Genomic DNA, 18,025 nt, shown 5'->3' on the forward strand with positions numbered 1-18,025 from the left:
TTTTATAATGTCGTTAAGTATACTTCCTGCAATAGTATTGAATTCTACGCCGTTTTTTTGCAAACAAAGGCAAGTCGTAAGCGATTGATCTATTTGTCTTTGTTTGTATAAATTGGCTGCGAAGAAAGTCAGTTAACACAATTCATGAAAGGGGAGTGCAAGTTTGTCTGCGACAATCAAAGACGTAGCGTTACGGGCTGGAGTTTCAACAACAACCGTATCTCATGTTTTGAATAAAACGCGTTTTGTAGCAAAAACGACGCAAGAACGAGTTTTGCAAGCCGCCGAAGAGCTGAACTATGCTCCTAGCGCCGTAGCACGCAGTTTAAAGGTAAAGAATACCAAAAGCCTTGGCATGTTAGTCACCACTACTTTGAATCCTTTTTTTGCCGAATTGGTCAATGAAGTCGAGAAGTGCTGTTACCGAGAAGGTTACAACCTTGTGCTTTGTAATACCGATGGCGAACTTGAAAAAACCAATTCGTATTTAAGAATGCTGACGCAAAAGCGGGTCGATGGCATTTTGGTGATGTGTACCGCTTATGACGACTCGTTGTTTAGTTCGTTAATCGGTCAGCGTAATTTGCCAATGGTGGTGATGGATTGGGGCCCGTCTGACGATTATGTCGATCGTATTCAAGATAATTCAGTCAAAGGCGCACATTTGGCGATACAACATCTTATTGAGCAAGGCCATAAACGTATTGCTTATATTGGTGGGCCGTTAGAAAAATTGCCAGCGAAGCAGCGTTTAGAAGGCTTTATTGAAGCCATGGATCAAGCAGGTTTAGCCATCGAGGGGGATTGGGTCATTGAATCTGACTTCGAGTTTGAAGGTGGAAAGCTGGGAATGCGCCAATTATTATCCTGTCAGAATTTGCCTAGTGCCGTGTTTGTTGGTAATGATGCCATGGCGATGGGGGCTATGAGTGAAGCGCAATTGTCTGGTATCAAAATCCCGCAGCAATTGTCTATCATCGGCTATGACAACTGCATGTATTCTGCCTATTTTAGCCCACCTTTAACCACCATCAACCAGCCTAAAGAGCGATTAGCGGAATTGGCGATCAGCACCATGATTGAACGTATTGAGAACCCACGCCAAGAGGGCAAGATGATCATGTTAGAGCCTAATTTGGTGGTTCGTTCATCAGTCGCCTTTGTGTCTGCAGACTAACTCTATTTCTTGTTATTTTCTGTGTATTTTACTTTCAGCTTTTTGATGATTCTCTTAGAAACGAGGTGAAGAACTCGTTTTTAAGGTTGGCTGTAAGGCTTTTTCTTGGAAAAAGTTCTTATAATTCAGACGCTTGGTGTTTTGTTGTTAAATTACACCAGTTATCTGCCGTGTTTCTTTGTAACTGACTGATAAATATGGTTTTTTTATGAATGGTCAAGAATTCATTGACAACTTCCATGTGCTTAATATAAAAATAGCAAACGATTACGCAATCGTTTGCTATTTCAAATATTTTAATAAAAATAAGTACACTGGAGACATACAATGAAAAAAAATACCTTCCTGAAATCTTGCTTTGCAGCAACGCTACTTACCTTAGCGAGCACCAGTGTTATGGCTAGTAACGGTTTGATTGCCATCATCACGCCATCCCACGATAATCCATTTTTTAAAGCCGGTGCCGAAGGCGCGGATGCGAAAGCAAAAGAATTGGGCTATGACACCTTGGTCGCTTCTCATGACGGTGATGTGAACAAACAAAACCAACTGATTGAAACGGCGATTGCTCGTCAAGCCAAAGCGGTTATTTTGGATAATGCTGACGCGGACGCAAGTATTGGTTCATTAGAGCGTTTGAAAAAAGCCGGTATCCCCGCTTTTCTATATGATCGTGAAATCAATAAAACTGGCATTGCTGTGACTCAAATCGTATCGAATAACTTTCAAGGTGCTCAGTTAGCAGGTGAAAAATTTGCCGAGTTGATGGGTGACGGTGGTGAGTACGTTGAGTTGTTAGGACCTGAGTCAGACACCAATGCGCAAGTGCGCAGTGAAGGCTTCCACGACATTCTGGATAACTTCCCAGAATTCAAAATGGTGGCTCGTCAGTCAGCTAACTGGAGCCAAACTGAAGCGTTTAGCCGTATGGAGTCGATTCTACAAGCGAATCCAAATATCAAAGGCGTGATCACGGGGAATGATTCTATGGCGTTGGGTGCAGAAGCAGCATTGCAAGCCGCCGGTCGTAAAGACGTTTTCATCGTGGGTTTTGACGGTCTAGATTACGTTAGAGATTCTATTATCAAAGGTTCTAACATCAAGGCAACTGTAATGCAGCCAGCTTATGCTCAAGCACAGCGCGTTGCTGAACAGGCAGATCTATACATTCGTACTGGCTCAACAGGATTGCCAGAAAAACAACTCATGGATTGTGTATTGATTGATAGTTCTAATGCGAAAAATCTAAGCAACTTCGCTCTAAAAAAATAACAACCTGATTCGAAGCTCTCATTTTCGAGAGCTTCGGCTCCTTGGGTATCATTATGTCTTATAAAAAACTCTTTCAATTTATCGGGCTCATTGCGTGCCTTAATTTGCTGACAGCCTGTACCGTTACGGACTTAGATGCTGATGGCAATCCTATTATTCCTAAAGATCCTAATGCCGTCGTTAGCTTCGCAGACTTCACCTTGTCTGAAGTGGCCGATCAGCTTTGGGAGCCAAAAGTCTTCCCAGAAGCAACGCAAGCGTTCACTCCATGGGAAAGCATTAAATCCCAGCTGGATGCACAGAAAATTAACACTAAGCAAAGCTTCTTTGTCCGTTTAGATGGCACCATCGACAGTGTTAATTTAGGCAAAATGAGAGGTGCTATAACGATTAAAGTTGGCGATACCAATATTAATCTTCAAGTGGGACGTATTATCAAAGGCAATGCAATTCGTGATGCGTCCAAATACGTTGTATTTGATGATTTCAAGAACCAGATTCGTTTTGCTCAAATCTCACGAGAGTTTAATCATCGCGCTATGGCGTCTGTTGGCGAACCAGATTCTAGTTGGGTAGGCAAAAAAGCCACGGTTATTGCTGCGATTACCATTGATCAAAACACCATCAGTGATGCTGTACCAATGCAGATTACTCTTGGAGGCAAATGATGAGCCAAGTTAACGCTGACGTCGTCATTCGCGCCGAAAAAATTTCCATGATTTACCCAGGCACTATCGCATTAAACGAAGTAGATTACCGAGTTTACCGCGGCAAAGTGAATGTCATCATTGGTGAAAATGGCGCGGGTAAATCCACCTTGATGAAGATTCTCGCGGGTGTTCAACAGCCCAGTAAAGGCACTATTTATCTCAACGATGAAGCTGTCTCTTTTCAGCATACTCGTGATGCCGCTGCCAAAGGTATTGGCATGGTTCACCAAGAGCTTAATCTGTTTGGCAACTTAACGGTGGCGGAAAATATCTTCTTGGGTCGCGAAAAACAGCATGGTCTGATGCCGCTAGATACCGCGGAACAACACCGAATCACCGCTGAACTAATGGCCCGTCTTGACCAAGGCATTAAGCCATCTGAATTGCTGTCTAACTTGAAAGTGGGTCAACAGCAGTTGATTGAAATCGCCAAAGCCTTGGCCGATGAAGCGGATGTGTTGATTCTGGATGAACCTACTTCGGCATTAAGTAAAACCGAAGTGGAGTTGCTGTTTAAAGTTATTCGAGACTTAACCGCTCAGGGCGTTTCTATTATTTATATTTCCCATCGTTTAGAAGAACTGATGGCGATCGGTGATCATATTACGATTTTACGTGATGGCAACTTCCAGTCTGAAGCGGAAGTCAAAGACATCGACGTTCCGTGGATTGTCAGAGAAATGCTGGGTAGCGACCCTGTTTCTAACTTCTTGAAACCGGGCCGTAAGTTTGGCGAGCCAGTACTAGACGTAAAAAACATCAAATTGATCAATGAAATGGGTCTTACCTTGGTTGATGATGTATCTATGGATGTGAAATCCGGCGAGATCGTTGGAGTATACGGACTCATGGGCGCAGGTCGAACCGAGCTAATGGAATGTCTACTTGGCTTGCAAGAATATTCAGGCGATGTAGAAATCGCGGAGCATAAAGTGCCCGCCAAAATGGACACCAGTGAACGCATCCGTTATGGAATTTGTCTTGTTCCTGAAGATCGTAAAAAGAATGGTATTTTCCCGATTTCGTCAGTGAGTAATAACATGACGATTTCTAGCTTATGGCGTCGACTCAAAAATCGCTTTTCCATCGATGAAAAAGCCGAAGCGGAAGCGGTAACGTCCGCCATTGGTGATTTGTCTATCAAGGTGTCTTCTCCTGATATTGAAATACGCGCATTGAGTGGTGGCAATCAACAAAAAGTAGTGATTGGACGAACTTTGTTAACCAGTCCGAAGGTTTTGTTATTGGATGAGCCAACTCGCGGCATTGATATCGGTGCCAAAGGTGACGTATTTAATATGATGGTGAAGCTTTCTGAGCAGGGGATTGGAGTGTTGTTTTCGACCTCCGACCTCAAAGAAATAATGGCCGTATCTGATCGCATTCTGGTGATGTCCGGAGGCAAATTAACCGCCAATATCGCTCGCTCTGAAGCAACAGAATCTGCACTTGTGTCAGCAAGCGCACAAGGACTTTAATATGAAAACTTCTCAAAATACAGCATCTCAAAACTCGTCTGTTTTCTCTGGCGAAAGCCTGTTGTTATTAGCGTTAAAAATGCGCACATTCATTGCGTTGTTTTTAATTCTGGCGTTTTTCACCTTTATGGTGCCGGGCTTTTTGGCAGCAAGTAGTGTCGTCATTATGGTGAAGCACATTGCCATTAACGCCTTTTTGGCGCTTGGCATTACCTTCGTCATTATTACCGCAGGTATCGACCTTTCTATCGGTGCGATCCTAGGTTTTTGTGGCATGGTCGCGGGTTGGTTGATTACAAAAGGGATTGTATTGCCAATGTTTGGCATCGCTATCTTCCCAAGTGTTTGGTTGGTTGTACCTATTGTTTTAGTGATCGGTGGTTTGATCGGTGCCATTAATGGCGTCTTGATAACACGCTATAACGTCGCCCCCTTTATTTGTACTTTGGGCACCATGTATATCGTTCGTGGTGCGGCTATGTTGTTGTCTGGTGGTGAAACCTTTACTGGCTTGTCTGGTAATGAGCAGCTTGGCAATACGGGTTTTGAATTGATTGGTTCTGCGAAATTATTGGGTCTGCCTTACGCAATTTGGATGATGTTTATCCTTGCTGGTGTGATTGCCTACATCGCGAAAAGAACGCAATTTGGCCGTCATGTGTTTGCCATTGGTGACAACGAACATTCTGCCGAGTTGTCTGGCGTGAAAGTGCGTAGTGTCAAAGTATGGGTTTACACCATTTCGGGTCTTTGTGCGGCCATTGCAGGCATCGTTGTTTCTTCACAGCTGGTTGCGAGTCATCCAGCTACGGGTGTAGCGTTTGAAATGAACGCCATTGCCGCCGTGGTATTGGGCGGAACCTCGTTGGCTGGTGGTCGCGGCACCATTATGGGGACGCTGATTGGTGCTTTCGTTATTGGTATTTTGGCCGATGGTTTGGTGATGATGGGTGTGAGTGAATTTTGGCAAATGGTGATTAAAGGCGTGGTGATTATTCTTGCTGTCATCATCGACCAAAAACAAAGTCGCTTGCAGCATAAAGCCGCCATCGTGCAGCAAAAATAGATTATCAATATTTGCTTTCAGCCTATCTGTGATTAGGGAAAAAACATGCTAAAAAATATAGATCCTTTGCTAAGTGGTGAGTTACTGAACGTACTGCGCACAATGGGCCACGGCGATGACATAGTTCTGGTTGATCGTAATTTTCCTGCTGCATCTGTTGCGGCTGGAAAACCAGTGATTCGTTTAGATGGTGTGAATGTCATTCAAGCGGCCACAGCGATTTTATCAGTGTTGCCACTGGATACCTTTGTTGATCAACCAGTGACGCGTATGCAAGTGGTGGGTGAAGACGAATCTGTGATGCCAGAAGTTCAGCAAGAATTCGCGGCAGCGTTGAAATCCGCTGATAGTGACAATGCTGAAATGGGATCGTTAGAGCGTTTTGCGTTTTATGAAACAGCGAAACAAGCCTTCGCGGTTGTCGTCACGGGTGAAGCAAGAGGTTACGGCTGTTTTTTATTGAAGAAAGGTGTGATCTTTTCTTAATATCAATTAGTAGAATGCAACACTAAAAAACACAGGTCAGCTTTCGTTGGCCTGTGTTTTTTGCTTTTAAGCTACTTGATTTTTATCTAACGGCTTATGTGAACTCTTATTTAAAGATGTAGCCATTCACCATGTTTTCTAGCATTTCTTGGCGACCTGAAACGGGTTTAGGGTCGATGTTGTTTTTCTCAGCGTATTCCGCAAGGTCTTGCAATGAGTGTTTGCCCGCCAAAATGTCTGCACCTAAAGAATCGTTCCATTTTGCATAACGCTGATCAACAAGGTTGGCCAATTTCTCGTCTTCGATCATCTTAACTGCGCGTTCTAACGATAGGGCTAAAGTGTCCATCGCGCCAATGTGACCGTGGAATAAATCTTCCAGATCCATCGATTGACGACGTAGCTTGGTATCGAACATATAGCCGCCAGTTTTGAAACCGCCTGATTTTAGAATTTCATAAGTAACGAGTGTGTATTCTTCGACACTAGTAGGGAATTGGTCAGTGTCCCAGCCAAGTTGCGCGTCGCCTTGGTTGGCGTCCACGGAACCAAGAATACCTAACGAGCAAGCTGTGGCGATTTCGTGGTGGAAGCTGTGACCTGCCAAAGTGGCATGGTTGGCTTCAATATTGACCTTTATCTCTTGCTCAAGACCGAACTCTTTTAAAAAGCCATAAACCGTCGCGGTATCGTAATCGTACTGATGCTTGGTAGGTTCTGCGGGTTTTGGCTCGATCAATAAAGTGCCTTCGAAACCAATTTTGTATTTGTGCTCAACCACCATTTGCATGAATCGACCAAGCTGCGCGCGCTCGCGTTTTAGATCGGTATTCAATAGGGTTTCATAGCCTTCACGGCCGCCCCATAGAACGTAGTTTTCGCCTTTGAGTGCTTTGGTGGCATTCATCGCGTGAAACACTTGAGTCGCCGCGTAAGTGAAGATCTCAGGATTCGGGTTGGACGCTGCGCCAGACATGTATCTTGGGTTGGAAAAGGCATTGGCTGTACCCCATAATAATTTCATGCCAGTGGCTTCTTGTTTTGCTTGTAGAACCTCGACCATTTGCGCAAAGTTATTAATGTATTCCTTGATCGAGCAGCCTTCTGGGCAGATATCCACATCGTGAAAGCTGTAGTAAGAAATGCCCATTTTAGTGAAAAATTCAAAGGCTGCATCTGCCTTCATTTTCGCCGCTTCCATCTCATTGCTTGGCTTGGACCAAGGGCGATTAAAAGTGTTGGCGCCAAATACATCGCTACCTTGCCAACAGAAGTTATGCCAATAGCATGCGGCCATGCGTAAATGCTCCGCCATGGTTTTACCCATCAGCATCTTGTTCGCATCGTAATGTTTGAAAGCAAAAGGGTTGTTTGAACTTGCGCCTTCGTATTTTACAAAAGGGATGTTTTGGAAAATCTCGCTCATCATGAACTCCTGATTGTTGTTATTTTTGACTTCCTGAATCATTGATTTTTTAGGCGATAGCTTCAATTACGAAATTTTCTGAGAGGGTTATTGAATTTGTTGGGGAGGGCGGGTGCAAGGTGAACTGAAGTTTCGGATCTCTGATATTGGCAGCGCTAAGGAATAATACGAACCCGCCAATATCCAGGTTTTTTAGAATGGTGAGCGATGGCAATAACGGTTTTTTTAGTGGGGCGTTCTAAAACAATGATGTCGAAAGGGAATCTTTTTAGAATTAGACGTTTCACTTCTACTAGGTTTATTTCGTTGGGCATAGGGCTGAGAGGCAAGGTGTGACCTTCAATGACATCAAATGCTTCTTCAACAGCATTAAAGAAATCGTAACCTAGACCTTTGCACTCTTGTTCGTACCAGCCAGCAGCTTATGCGGCTTCTTCTAGCGCCTCTTCTAAGATGTTTATTGGCAAATCACTGTCCTTTGATTTTCGACATCATACGCTCGCGAAATGTATCTCTATCAACAAATTTAGCGGTTCCTGCATCAATTTGCGCAATACGGTTTTTTATTTCAAGTTCCCATTCATTAGAAACACTATTGTCATTTGGTGTATCAAGGCTTTTAATTAAATCATGAGCTAATTCAGCTCGCTCAGATTCTGGGAGTATCATAATTTGAGATCGCAACTGATCAAGTGCAGGTGTAGACATATGGCTTCCTTAAAGACTGTTGTATTTTCATTGTAATCCGAATAAATACCTCTAACAAGCTACGGCAATTGGCAGAGTTCAGCCGTCATGCCATTCGTCAGAAGTGTTTTACCCCTTCACACAAACATAAACCGAGTTGGTCGATTGTCCGCCTTGAAACGGGTTATCAAAGGTCACTAGGTGGGAGTCGACGCTTGCGAATACGGTGTTAAGCAATTCGATAAAGTTGTCTTCTGGTGGGTTCTGTGACCACATGGCGAATACGCCGTTTGGTTTCAGTTGTTCTGCCATGCGCGTTAGGTTTTTTGTGGTGTAGAAACCTGCGTTGCTTGGATTAAGGAATTCGGTTGGGGAATGGTCGATGTCTAGCAAGATGGCATCGAACTTTTTACCGGCATGGCTTGGGTCAAATCCCGTACTTGGGTCTGTGGCGAGGTCAAAGAAGCTACCAAGCACATAACGGTTACGTTTGTCTGCGTTGAGTATTTTACCCAGTGGAACGAGTTCCTTTTGGTGCCAGCTGATGACGGTTTCTAACGCATCGACCACAAGTAATTCTGCAATTCGTTCGTCTTTTAGTGCCGCTACGGCGGTGTAACCTAGGCCTAATCCACCGACCACGACACTTAAATCTTCGCCTTGTACCTGCGCTAAGCCAAGAGTCGACAAGGCTTCTTCCGCATCGACAAACATGCTCGACATCAGAAATTCCTCACCTAGTTTTACTTCATAGATGTCTCTGTCACCAAAGGCGGGAATACGTCGTCTGCGCAGGGATATTTCACCTAAAGGAGAGGCTTGGCTATCGATTTCTTTGAACATGATTAGAGTATCCTAAAGTGCGGTAAATATTGATTGCCACCATTTTATAACAGCTGACTTCAAATTAAGTGATTAAGAGTTAAAAAATACGCCTTTTATTGAAAAGAAATTCCGTACCGACTATTGTGCTGGTTAATATTTAGGTCTTCATAGAAGACTGTCTTCTGCCTCAATTAAATGGAGTTTTAATGTCTTTCTTGGTTCCTATGTCTAAACCGTTTTTTGCACCTTATATTGAAGAGTTGGTTTTTCAATACGCACGAGAGAATGTGGAGTCTGGCCGTTGGCAAAAAGCAGGCTCATTAACTCGATCTCGTCGTGATATAGAAAGGCTTTTACCGCGCGGATTAGACACAGACAACAATCACTTTTTTGAACTAAAAGTGCCTGATGTCAATGAGACAGTGGGAATGGTATGGCTGACGTTAGAGAGCAGTAGCACTACAAGCACTGTGTTTATTTACGATTTAGAAATCAAGGCTGAGCATCGAAGAAAAGGCTATGCCAAGCTTGCTTTAAAAGAAATCGAAGACTTCGCGGCTACTCATAATATCGTCAATATTGGTTTGCATGTGTTTTCTCATAATGACGCTGCAAAACAACTGTATGCTGAAATGGGTTATGAAACAGTGAGCATTAACATGGTGAAGAAAATTGACCCAACTGAGATGTGATTGATGGGAAGACATTTTGTGTATTTGAACCATTTAATGAGGTTTAAAAGCGCATTTAGGTTTTTAGTCTTGTCTGAAGGTTGTTAAACATAAAACGATTGGTTAGGGTTTTTATCACGATATTTTAAGCAATAGTGGGAATAACAGTGATAAAAGTGAACGGAAGAGAATTAGACATAGACATTGGTAGTCGACATATTGTCGTGCAGCGGCGCTATGAAGCGCTTGGTGCTTTTAACGATCTTATGATTGCTGTGTGGTTTTTGATTGGCAGCTTCTTTTTTCTCAATGATTCATTGGTCGAAAGCGGGACTTGGCTATTCGTGGTTGGCAGTGCTCAACTTATTATTAAACCCCTCATTAAGCTAATCAGTCTGGTGCATGTGGGTATTCTTCATAAAGCCACTTTGCAGCAATAATCAGACTATTTCATTTTAGTAGGGCTCCGTGTATTGCTTTCTTTTTGGTAAGGGCTCCTAGCGTTTGTGTTCGTTAGGAGCCCTTTGTATTAGATAGGAAGCGCGAAAATTAATACTAGCCCAACGGACAAATACAGTGCGCGTTTTATAATCTTGAAAGGCGCAATTAAGGCCATTGAAATGCAATACAGCGCGAGGGCGATTTTACAGGCGCTAGCAATAGCAAGTAGTGGACTTGTCCCTAACTGGATTAATGATGGGTTAGCGATCATTGCCAGTGGAATTAAATACAAGCCGACACCTAGCATCATGGCGACGCCCGCCACTTTTAACCAGTTTTCCTTCACCATGCCAGCCGCAATAAAGACGCTGCCACATACAGGCGGTGTAATGGTTGAAAGCAGTGCAAACCAGAACACAAATAAGTGTGCTTGTAGTGACGATAAGCCGAGCTGAGCTAAAGCTGGGCCTGCAACTGAAATGCAGATGACATAAGCTGCCGTCGTCGGTACTTCCATTCCCAATATCAAGCAAGCAATAGCGGTCAGTATAATAGCTGGCCAAAGCATGCCTGATGATCCGGAAATAATCAGTGAGGTGATTTTGACACCTAATCCGGTGATGGATAAAACGCCAACCACAATAGACGCACACAAGATAATGGCCGCGATCATAGCGATTTGTTTGCCAGCGTTAATGCCAACGTCTTCTAAACGCTCAAAAATCTGCTTTTTATTTGCTACACCTTTCGAGTTAAAGAAGAGCAAAATAGCCGCGCCAAAGATGGCAATACTGGCTGCGAATTGTGGCGTATAAGCAGGGCCAAACATCCCCCATAGTAGAATCGCAAACGGGATCATGAAGAAACTGCAGGTAATCAGCAGTTGTCGACGGCTGGGCTGCTGGTCTTTGCTGACGGCTTTCAGATCATAGCGCAAGGCAAAGGCATCAATACCAACCCAAACAGCCCAAAAGTATAAAATAGCGGGCAAGATGGCCGCCATCATAATGCTTTGGTATGGAATGCCTGTTAGTTCAACCATGACAAAAGCCCCAGCACCCATTAGAGGAGGCATGATTTGCCCTCCAGAAGAGGCCACTGCTTCGGTCGCGCCCGCGAGAGACTTGGGGTAACCAAGCTTTGTCATAGCAGGCAGGGTGATCGCACCGGTAGAGGCCACGTTAGCAGAGGCTGAACCGGAAATAGAGCCGAATAGAGCAGAGGAGATAACGGATACTTTGGCGGCGCCACCGCGAAGCCTTCCAGCCGCGGCCATGGCGAGGTTCATAAAGCCTTGTCCTGCTTCTCCTGCGTTTAGCACGGCGCCAAAGATGACGAAAATAGCGACAATACTGACTGAAACGCCAGTAAGTTTGCCCCAAATCCCGCCTTCCGCGATGGTTAAAGTGCCCAAGAAACTGCCAATGGGTGTTCCTGGGTGGCCAAATTCTCCTGGAATGTATTGTCCAAACAACCCATAGCAAAGTGCGATAGCCGCAACGAGAGGCAAGGGCCAACCGATACAACGTCTTGCCATTTCTAAAACGCTCAGAAGTAAAATACTGGCGATCCAGAGTTGATAATTTTGACTGATATAACCGTATTGATCGACTAGTTGATCGGCATTGTAAGCCACCCAGAGTGTGGCAATTAGACCAAGCACTGTAAACACATAGCCTGTAACGCGTTGAAAGCTTGTATTGCTGAGGAAGATAAACGCCCAAGGTAGCGCCAGTGCCATATGAAGTGGTCGACTGACTAAATTCGGCACTAAGCCTGAGAAAATAAGCGTTAGGTGGAAAATGATACTAATGAAGCCAAAGCTGGCCCAAAAATATTTACTAGGCATAAAGTACGGCCTGTTTTAAAAATTGGATGGGTAAGACGTGTTTATCGCCAGTCACCATTACAAAAGCAGAATCCACAAGTTAGTAGATTCTGCTTTTAATGCGTGAAAAAGAATGCGTCATGATTCTAACGTCTGATAATACGTATTAAACGCTTTGATTATTGCTGTTTTTCACTAAGAGTAACGCCCATTTCACGATAATACTTTGCCGCGCCTGGATGAATCTTACCATCGATGTTGCTTAGCATGTCAGTGGTGACGCCTTTCCACCAAGCAGAGGAATCTGACATTTGTTTCTTTTGATCCCAAAATGCTTTGGTCAAGGTGTATGCTGTTTCATCATCCATTGCGGTGCTGGTGTAAACGACAACAGGCAATGATGTTGTGGTGATGTCTTCGTTTTGTCCTGCGTATGTGCCGGCTGGAATAGTCAATTTGGTACGTTTTGTTTGGGCTATTTGCTCATCGTTAAAGGATAGAATTTTTACCTTAGTGCCCGCGGAGGCTTCGATGACGTTAGGTGCCGGAAAAGAACCAGAAGTAACAAAGCCATCAATTTGACCATTTTTCAATGCTGGAACGGCATTCGACAGCTCGACTTGAGCAAGATCAATTTTATCGTCTAAACCAAACAGCTTGATATATTTTGCACCCTCATTTGCTCCGAACGTGCCTTTGCCTAGTAAGATTTTTTTGCCCGCTATGTCTGAAAACTGATTGATGCCGCTTTTGTCAGAGACAACAAAATGCATGGCTAAAGAGGGAATGGGGAACAAAGCTCGAATGTCGTTAAATTTAGGGTTGCTCTTGTTCTTGAACATTGCCTGTCCGTTTTGCGCTAAGTTAACTAACGCAGGAGGCGTGGTGAAGACATAATTTGCACCACGAAAGGCCGTTTCCATGACGTTTTGCACGGAACCTTGGCTTTCTTCGACTGTGACAATCAGATTGCTATCAGTATCTTTTTTTACGGCCTGAGCAATTTCCACCGCCATTTGATAATAAGAAGAGCTAGTCTTGGCAGATTTAAATGTGATTTGACTTTGAGCGAAGCTGAGTTGTGTCACGGCCAAACCAAGGGCTGTACCGATTACTGCTTGGTAAAATTTCATTTAGGCTAGTCTCTTTTAAAATTATATGTTTTTTATATGGGGAAACGCAGATTATAACGAATCCACTTTTGATTAAGAAGTATAAAAGCCAACTGGACTGAGAGAGGACACGCATTTTGGTAATGAAAGAAAGGCCTGAAGGTGAAGGTGCAATTATAGATTTTAAAGGGGAGAAGGGGTTATCTGCTTTATAAGCAAACCAGATAAGTAAATCAGCCTAGCTCATTTCTAAGCTAGGCTGATGGGTTCTGTTACTAAATAAAAAAACAGCAAAGTTAGAGCTGCAACTTAGGTTAGTTAGTCGAGCATGCCGCGTAATACGTACTGTAAAATACCGCCGTGTTTGTAGTAATCCCACTCTTTGGGCGTATCGATTCGTACATCTGCACTGAAGCGTACTTCTTGACCTTCGCTATTGGTTGCCACAAGGGTGACTTCATCGGTTTTGTCGTGTAGATCATTGATGTCAAATTGCTCTTGCCCTGTTAAGCCAAGCGATTCATGGCTGTCACCATCTTTAAACTGCAAGGGCAAAACGCCCATACCAATTAAATTAGAACGGTGAATTCGCTCATAACTTTGTGCTATTACGGCTTTTACCCCAAGCAGCAACGAACCTTTAGCCGCCCAGTCACGTGATGACCCCGTACCGTATTCTTTACCTGCAAGAATGACTAACGGTGTGTTGTTTTCTTGATAGGTCATTGCGGCATCGTAAATACTGGCTAGGTTATCGTCAGGTTGAGTACGAGTAACACCGCCTTCGGTGCCTGGAGCCAGTAAATTTTTTAGTCTAACGTTGGCAAAAGTACCGCGCACCATGACTTCATGGTTGCCTCGACGAGAGCCATAAGAATTGAAGTGGGCTTTTTCTACACCATGTTCTTGCAGGTATAAGCCGGCGGGTGAATCGGCCTTAATAGAACCAGCAGGAGAAATATGGTCGGTAGTGACGGAGTCTCCTAGTTTGGCTAAACAGCGCGCGGCTTTAATCGTTGGAATGCCCGGAGGCTCGATACTCATGCCATCAAAAAAGGTCGCTTTTTTAATATAGGTTGAGGCGTCGTTCCAGTCGTATAGTTTACCATCTGGGATTTGAATTTGTTGCCAATGTTTGTCGCCTTTATATACGTTGGCGTAGCTTTTGGCGAACATGTCTTTAGTGACAATTTCTTTTACTAGATCACTGACTTCTTTAACACTTGGCCAGATGTCTTTTAGGTAAATATCTTTGCCATCTGCGTCTTGAGTTAGGGGCTCCTTGTAGACATCGATATCGGTTCGTCCCGCAATGGCATAGGCGACTACGAGAGGTGGCGAAGCCAAAAAGTTCATTTTTACGTCTTGGTGAATACGTCCTTCGAAGTTTCGGTTACCCGATAAAATAGAGCTAACAATGAGTTTGTTTCTTTGGATGGCATCGGATATTTCCGTCGCTAATGGGCCTGAATTACCAATGCAGGTGGTGCAGCCATAGCCGACGAGGTTAAAGCCAAGACCTTCTAAATCATCCATTAATTCTGCTTTTTCCAAGTAGTCTGTCACAACTTTAGAGCCGGGTGCTAATGAGGTTTTTACCCAAGGTTTGACATTGATTCCCAGTTTTTTTGCTTTTTTAGCGACCAAACCTGCGGCTAAAATCACACTTGGGTTCGAGGTGTTGGTGCAGCTGGTAATGGCGGCAATAACACAGGCGCCGTCGTTCAATTCAAATTCTTGATCTTTAAAATTAACGATGGCGGCGCCTTTAATGGGCGCTTCATCAACGGATTCATCTGGGTGTACGACGGGGCCTTCACCTTCAATACGAGTCTGATCCTCTGTGCTTTTAATAGTGAGAGCCATGCGTTCGTCTTGAAAGCCTTTTAGATGATCTCGAATAATATCACCCGCTTTATCAAGAGCTATTCTGTCTTGTGGGCGCTTAGGGCCAGCGAGACTAGGTACAACATCATTTAATTTAAGTTCAAGGTGATCAGTATAGTTGGCTTCGTCGCCATCATTGCGCCATAGGCCTTGGTGTTTTGCGTAGTTTTCAATAAGGTTAAGTTGTGTTTCATCGCGGTTTGTTAGACGAAGATAATTAATGGTTTCATCATCAATAGGGAAAATGCCGCAGGTTGCGCCGTATTCTGGTGCCATATTCGCAATAGTGGCTCTGTCGGCAAGTGGTAAGTCGGCAAGCCCATCGCCGTAAAATTCGACAAACTTCCCAACCACACCATGATTTCGAAGCATTTCAGTGACAGTAAGAACGAGGTCGGTTGCTGTCGTGCCTTCTGGTAGCCGGCCACTTAACTTCACACCAATAACTTGCGGGATAAGCAAACTAATGGGTTGGCCGAGCATAGCGGCTTCGGCTTCAATGCCGCCGACCCCCCAGCCCAGCACACCCAAGCCGTTGATCATGGTGGTATGTGAATCTGTTCCTACTAGCGTGTCAGGATAGGCAAATTTTTGACCGTTATGGTCTTCGTTAAATACAACGCGGGCTAAATATTCTAAATTGACTTGGTGAACAATACCGGTGGCTGGTGGTACGACTTTTAGGTTATTAAAAGCGGTTTGGCCCCAGCGCAAAAATTCGTAGCGTTCTTTATTTCGTTCATATTCCAGTTTTGAGTTTAAATCAAACGCTCCCGGATTACCGTACCCGTCGACTTGTACTGAGTGGTCAATAACCAGTTCGGCAGGGGAGAGCGGGTTTATTTTTGCAGGGTCGCCGCCTAGTTTTCCCATCGCATCACGCATGGCAGCTAAATCGACAATGGCGGGTACACCGGTAAAGTCTTGCATGACAACACGAGCAGGAGTGAAAGCAACTTCGGATGTGGGCTTGGCTTTTGGGTCCCAATCTAATAATGCTTGAATATCTTGCTCTTTGATATTAACGCCATCTTCGTTACGGAGTAGGTTTTCGAGTAATATTTTTAACGAAAATGGCAGACGTTTGGCTTTGTCGCCAAAGCCTTTTAAGGAGTGAATCTGAAATGGCTCGCCATTAACAGTAATCTGTTGTTGGGTATCGAAACTATTGTTCATTTTTTTCCCCTTTGATTATTAGAGTCCTTTAAATGAATGTCTTGAAAATCCTCTGTCGCGATGTGTTGAAAACATAGATCAATGTGAAAATAGTGTAGCAGCCCTTTTTTACTTAGACGAACACGCGGTACCAATGCTCGGTCGTGTTAAAGCACAAAATGGGCATGTCGATAGAAAAGAACCTTAATTTTTTCGCATTAAATTTCTGGGGTAATAGTAAAAAGCATCGCTACAAGGGTACTATGCGCCGCAGTATTGCTTAAATTGGTTACAATATCCCCCAACAGAAAGAGAAAATGACAATCAGGTCACATGAAAAAGAAGTAAATAAATTGGAAAATGAAAACGCGTGTTGGGTGGTTTGTCCTGAGTGCCAAGGTCGAGGCAAAAGAAGCCGCAGGCTACGTAAGAAAGTGCGCTTGCTCTATTTAAAAGAGTTGAGCGAATTTGAAAAATTAAAGGGCGAAGGGAAAGCTCCGGTTCGTCCTAAAGGTCATCTTGAGTCTTGTTTGCATTGCCTTGGTTCTGGGTTGATTAAATCTGCCCGTTTTGCAGAACCTGATACTGAAAAATATCCTCATGTTGCCATTATTGGTGGCGGCATCGGTGGTGTTGCTTTAGCCGTTGCTTGCCTACATCGCGGGATTCCTTTTACCCTGTATGAACGTGATCACGGCTTTGATGCTCGTTCGCAAGGTTATGGATTGACCTTGCAGCAAGCCAGTAAAGCCATTGAAGGCTTTGGCATCTTTTCGTTAGAAAAAGGCGTTGTTTCAACACGACATGTGGTTCATACCACAGAAGGAAAAGTCGTGGGTGAATGGGGCATGCGCAAGTGGATGCAGTCTGACGCAACAACATCACCCAAGCGAACGAACATTCATATTGCTCGCCAAGCGTTGCGTTTAGCCTTGCTTGAGCAGTTGGGTGGACGCGATGCCGTACAATGGGGACATCAGTTAGTCGACTTTAAAGAGGGTGATGATGTCGACCTTAGCTTTTTGGTTGATGGGCAGTTAAAGCACGCAAAGGCGGATTTAGTTGTTGGTGCGGATGGTATTCGCAGCGCAGTACGCCGTTTGTTGATTGGTGAGGACACGACGCCATTACGCTATCTTGGTTGTATTGTCATTTTAGGGATTTGCTCTTTATCAGATCTGAACGGCATGGAAAGCGAATTGTTAGATTCAGCGACAGTATTTCAAACTGCCAATGGTAATGAACGCATTTATATCATGCCTTATGATGCAGATTCTGTGATGTGGCAGCTTAGTTTTCCTATGGCAGAAGAGGATGCTAAGGCATTGAGCGCCCAAGGCACTCAGGCTTTAAAAGGAGAGGCATGTCGCAGAACACAATGGCATGACCCTGTTCCGCAGATTTTAGCAGCGACACAGGCTACTCATGTGTCTGGCTATCCGGTGTATGATCGAGAATTGCTCACAGCAGAACGTTTGGAAAAAGGCGATAAAGTGACCTTGCTGGGTGATGCCGCTCACCCAATGAGCCCATTTAAAGGACAGGGTGCGAATCAGGCTTTGTTAGATGCGCTGTCTTTGGCACGCGAAATTTCAAAAGGCTGCTGGTCAAAATCCCAATGGCGCGAAGCGGGTATTCGAGCAAGTGTATTAACCGAATTTGAAGCCGAAATGTTAGAACGCAGCGCGGTTAAAGTTGAAGGTTCCGCCGAAGCGGCCGAATTCTTGCATTCTGATATTGTGCTGTACGAAGGCGATGAGCCGAGAGGCCGATCTTTAAAAAGAAAAAATAGTGATCTGTAACA

The 18,025-nt window shown here is 44.2% G+C and carries 15 protein-coding genes; 9 read left to right on the forward strand and 6 right to left on the reverse strand.

What is annotated here, in order from left to right:
- Positions 1–163: 163 nt before the first annotated feature.
- From KDW99_RS08265 to KDW99_RS08290, 6 genes are all read left to right on the forward strand, one after another.
- Complete coding sequence (locus KDW99_RS08265) at positions 164–1,177, forward strand: substrate-binding domain-containing protein (protein WP_255828821.1); 1,014 nt, start codon at positions 164–166, stop codon at positions 1,175–1,177.
- Positions 1,178–1,504: 327 nt separating this feature from the next.
- Positions 1,505–2,449, forward strand: coding sequence for a D-ribose ABC transporter substrate-binding protein (locus KDW99_RS08270; RefSeq protein ID WP_255828822.1), 945 nt, complete (start codon positions 1,505–1,507; stop codon positions 2,447–2,449).
- A 53-nt stretch (positions 2,450–2,502) separates the two neighbouring features.
- The gene (locus tag KDW99_RS08275; RefSeq protein ID WP_255828823.1) at positions 2,503–3,117 is read left to right on the forward strand and encodes a DUF2291 family protein; all 615 of its coding nucleotides are present in this window, start codon (positions 2,503–2,505) and stop codon (positions 3,115–3,117) included.
- Positions 3,117–4,637 carry a sugar ABC transporter ATP-binding protein gene (locus KDW99_RS08280; RefSeq protein WP_255828824.1) on the forward strand — a complete coding sequence of 507 codons (1,521 nt, stop codon included), beginning with the start codon at positions 3,117–3,119 and terminating at the stop codon, positions 4,635–4,637. The genes KDW99_RS08275 and KDW99_RS08280 overlap by 1 nt, the downstream gene beginning before the upstream one ends.
- A gap of 1 nt (position 4,638) precedes the next feature.
- A complete protein-coding gene (locus tag KDW99_RS08285) occupies positions 4,639–5,703 on the forward strand; it encodes an ABC transporter permease (protein WP_255828825.1) in 1,065 nt (354 codons plus the stop codon).
- A gap of 45 nt (positions 5,704–5,748) precedes the next feature.
- Positions 5,749–6,189, forward strand: a complete 441-nt coding sequence (locus tag KDW99_RS08290; RefSeq protein ID WP_255828826.1) for an RbsD/FucU family protein — start codon at positions 5,749–5,751, stop codon at positions 6,187–6,189.
- Between the two features lie 106 nt (positions 6,190–6,295).
- Here KDW99_RS08290 and xylA read toward each other — a convergent pair whose 3' ends face one another.
- The 3 genes from xylA to KDW99_RS08305 all read right to left on the reverse strand — a co-directional run bounded on the left by xylA (position 6,296) and on the right by KDW99_RS08305 (position 9,145).
- The gene (gene xylA / locus KDW99_RS08295; RefSeq protein ID WP_255828827.1) at positions 6,296–7,615 is read right to left on the reverse strand and encodes a xylose isomerase; all 1,320 of its coding nucleotides are present in this window, start codon (positions 7,613–7,615) and stop codon (positions 6,296–6,298) included.
- A 468-nt stretch (positions 7,616–8,083) separates the two neighbouring features.
- On the reverse strand, positions 8,084–8,323 hold the full coding sequence (locus tag KDW99_RS08300; RefSeq protein WP_255828828.1) for an addiction module protein: 240 nt from the start codon (positions 8,321–8,323) through the stop codon (positions 8,084–8,086).
- Positions 8,324–8,431: 108 nt separating this feature from the next.
- Positions 8,432–9,145, reverse strand: coding sequence for a spermidine synthase (locus tag KDW99_RS08305; RefSeq protein WP_255828829.1), 714 nt, complete (start codon positions 9,143–9,145; stop codon positions 8,432–8,434).
- Between the two features lie 188 nt (positions 9,146–9,333).
- On the opposite strand from KDW99_RS08305, the gene KDW99_RS08310 reads away from it, so the two are divergent.
- Together KDW99_RS08310 and KDW99_RS08315 are read left to right on the forward strand one after the other, a co-directional pair.
- Entirely contained in the window at positions 9,334–9,819 is a 486-nt protein-coding gene (locus tag KDW99_RS08310) for a GNAT family N-acetyltransferase (RefSeq protein WP_255828830.1), read from the forward strand.
- A gap of 146 nt (positions 9,820–9,965) precedes the next feature.
- The gene (locus KDW99_RS08315) at positions 9,966–10,238 is read left to right on the forward strand and encodes a YrhK family protein (protein ID WP_255828831.1); all 273 of its coding nucleotides are present in this window, start codon (positions 9,966–9,968) and stop codon (positions 10,236–10,238) included.
- Positions 10,239–10,327: 89 nt separating this feature from the next.
- On the opposite strand, the gene KDW99_RS08320 is transcribed toward KDW99_RS08315, so the two are convergent.
- The 3 genes from KDW99_RS08320 to acnA form a co-directional block, all read right to left on the reverse strand.
- A complete protein-coding gene (locus tag KDW99_RS08320) occupies positions 10,328–12,088 on the reverse strand; it encodes a TRAP transporter permease (protein ID WP_255828832.1) in 1,761 nt (586 codons plus the stop codon).
- 158 nt (positions 12,089–12,246) lie between these two features.
- Entirely contained in the window at positions 12,247–13,200 is a 954-nt protein-coding gene (locus tag KDW99_RS08325; RefSeq protein WP_255828833.1) for a TAXI family TRAP transporter solute-binding subunit, read from the reverse strand.
- A gap of 297 nt (positions 13,201–13,497) precedes the next feature.
- The gene (acnA, locus tag KDW99_RS08330; RefSeq protein ID WP_255828835.1) at positions 13,498–16,242 is read right to left on the reverse strand and encodes an aconitate hydratase AcnA; all 2,745 of its coding nucleotides are present in this window, start codon (positions 16,240–16,242) and stop codon (positions 13,498–13,500) included.
- A 296-nt stretch (positions 16,243–16,538) separates the two neighbouring features.
- On the opposite strand from acnA, the gene KDW99_RS08335 reads away from it, so the two are divergent.
- Positions 16,539–18,023, forward strand: coding sequence for an FAD-dependent oxidoreductase (locus KDW99_RS08335; protein WP_255828836.1), 1,485 nt, complete (start codon positions 16,539–16,541; stop codon positions 18,021–18,023).
- The last annotated feature ends 2 nt before the right edge of the window (positions 18,024–18,025 follow it).

Origin of the sequence: Marinomonas rhizomae, assembly GCF_024397855.1 — a bacterium.
Classification (GTDB): domain Bacteria; phylum Pseudomonadota; class Gammaproteobacteria; order Pseudomonadales; family Marinomonadaceae; genus Marinomonas; species Marinomonas rhizomae_A.

Bases quoted from the DNA above. Each gene is read 5' to 3' on its own strand.
- KDW99_RS08270 (WP_255828822.1), top strand. From the start codon at position 1,505: ATGAAAAAAAATACCTTCCTGAAATCTTGCTTTGCAGCAACGCTACTT.
- KDW99_RS08275 (WP_255828823.1), top strand. From the start codon at position 2,503: ATGTCTTATAAAAAACTCTTTCAATTTATCGGGCTCATTGCGTGCCTT.
- KDW99_RS08280 (WP_255828824.1), top strand. From the start codon at position 3,117: ATGAGCCAAGTTAACGCTGACGTCGTCATTCGCGCCGAAAAAATTTCC.
- KDW99_RS08285 (WP_255828825.1), top strand. From the start codon at position 4,639: ATGAAAACTTCTCAAAATACAGCATCTCAAAACTCGTCTGTTTTCTCT.
- KDW99_RS08290 (WP_255828826.1), top strand. From the start codon at position 5,749: ATGCTAAAAAATATAGATCCTTTGCTAAGTGGTGAGTTACTGAACGTA.
- xylA (WP_255828827.1), bottom strand. From the start codon at position 7,615: ATGAGCGAGATTTTCCAAAACATCCCTTTTGTAAAATACGAAGGCGCA.
- KDW99_RS08300 (WP_255828828.1), bottom strand. From the start codon at position 8,323: ATGTCTACACCTGCACTTGATCAGTTGCGATCTCAAATTATGATACTC.
- KDW99_RS08305 (WP_255828829.1), bottom strand. From the start codon at position 9,145: ATGTTCAAAGAAATCGATAGCCAAGCCTCTCCTTTAGGTGAAATATCC.
- KDW99_RS08310 (WP_255828830.1), top strand. From the start codon at position 9,334: ATGTCTTTCTTGGTTCCTATGTCTAAACCGTTTTTTGCACCTTATATT.
- KDW99_RS08320 (WP_255828832.1), bottom strand. From the start codon at position 12,088: ATGCCTAGTAAATATTTTTGGGCCAGCTTTGGCTTCATTAGTATCATT.
- KDW99_RS08325 (WP_255828833.1), bottom strand. From the start codon at position 13,200: ATGAAATTTTACCAAGCAGTAATCGGTACAGCCCTTGGTTTGGCCGTG.
- acnA (WP_255828835.1), bottom strand. From the start codon at position 16,242: ATGAACAATAGTTTCGATACCCAACAACAGATTACTGTTAATGGCGAG.
- KDW99_RS08335 (WP_255828836.1), top strand. From the start codon at position 16,539: ATGACAATCAGGTCACATGAAAAAGAAGTAAATAAATTGGAAAATGAA.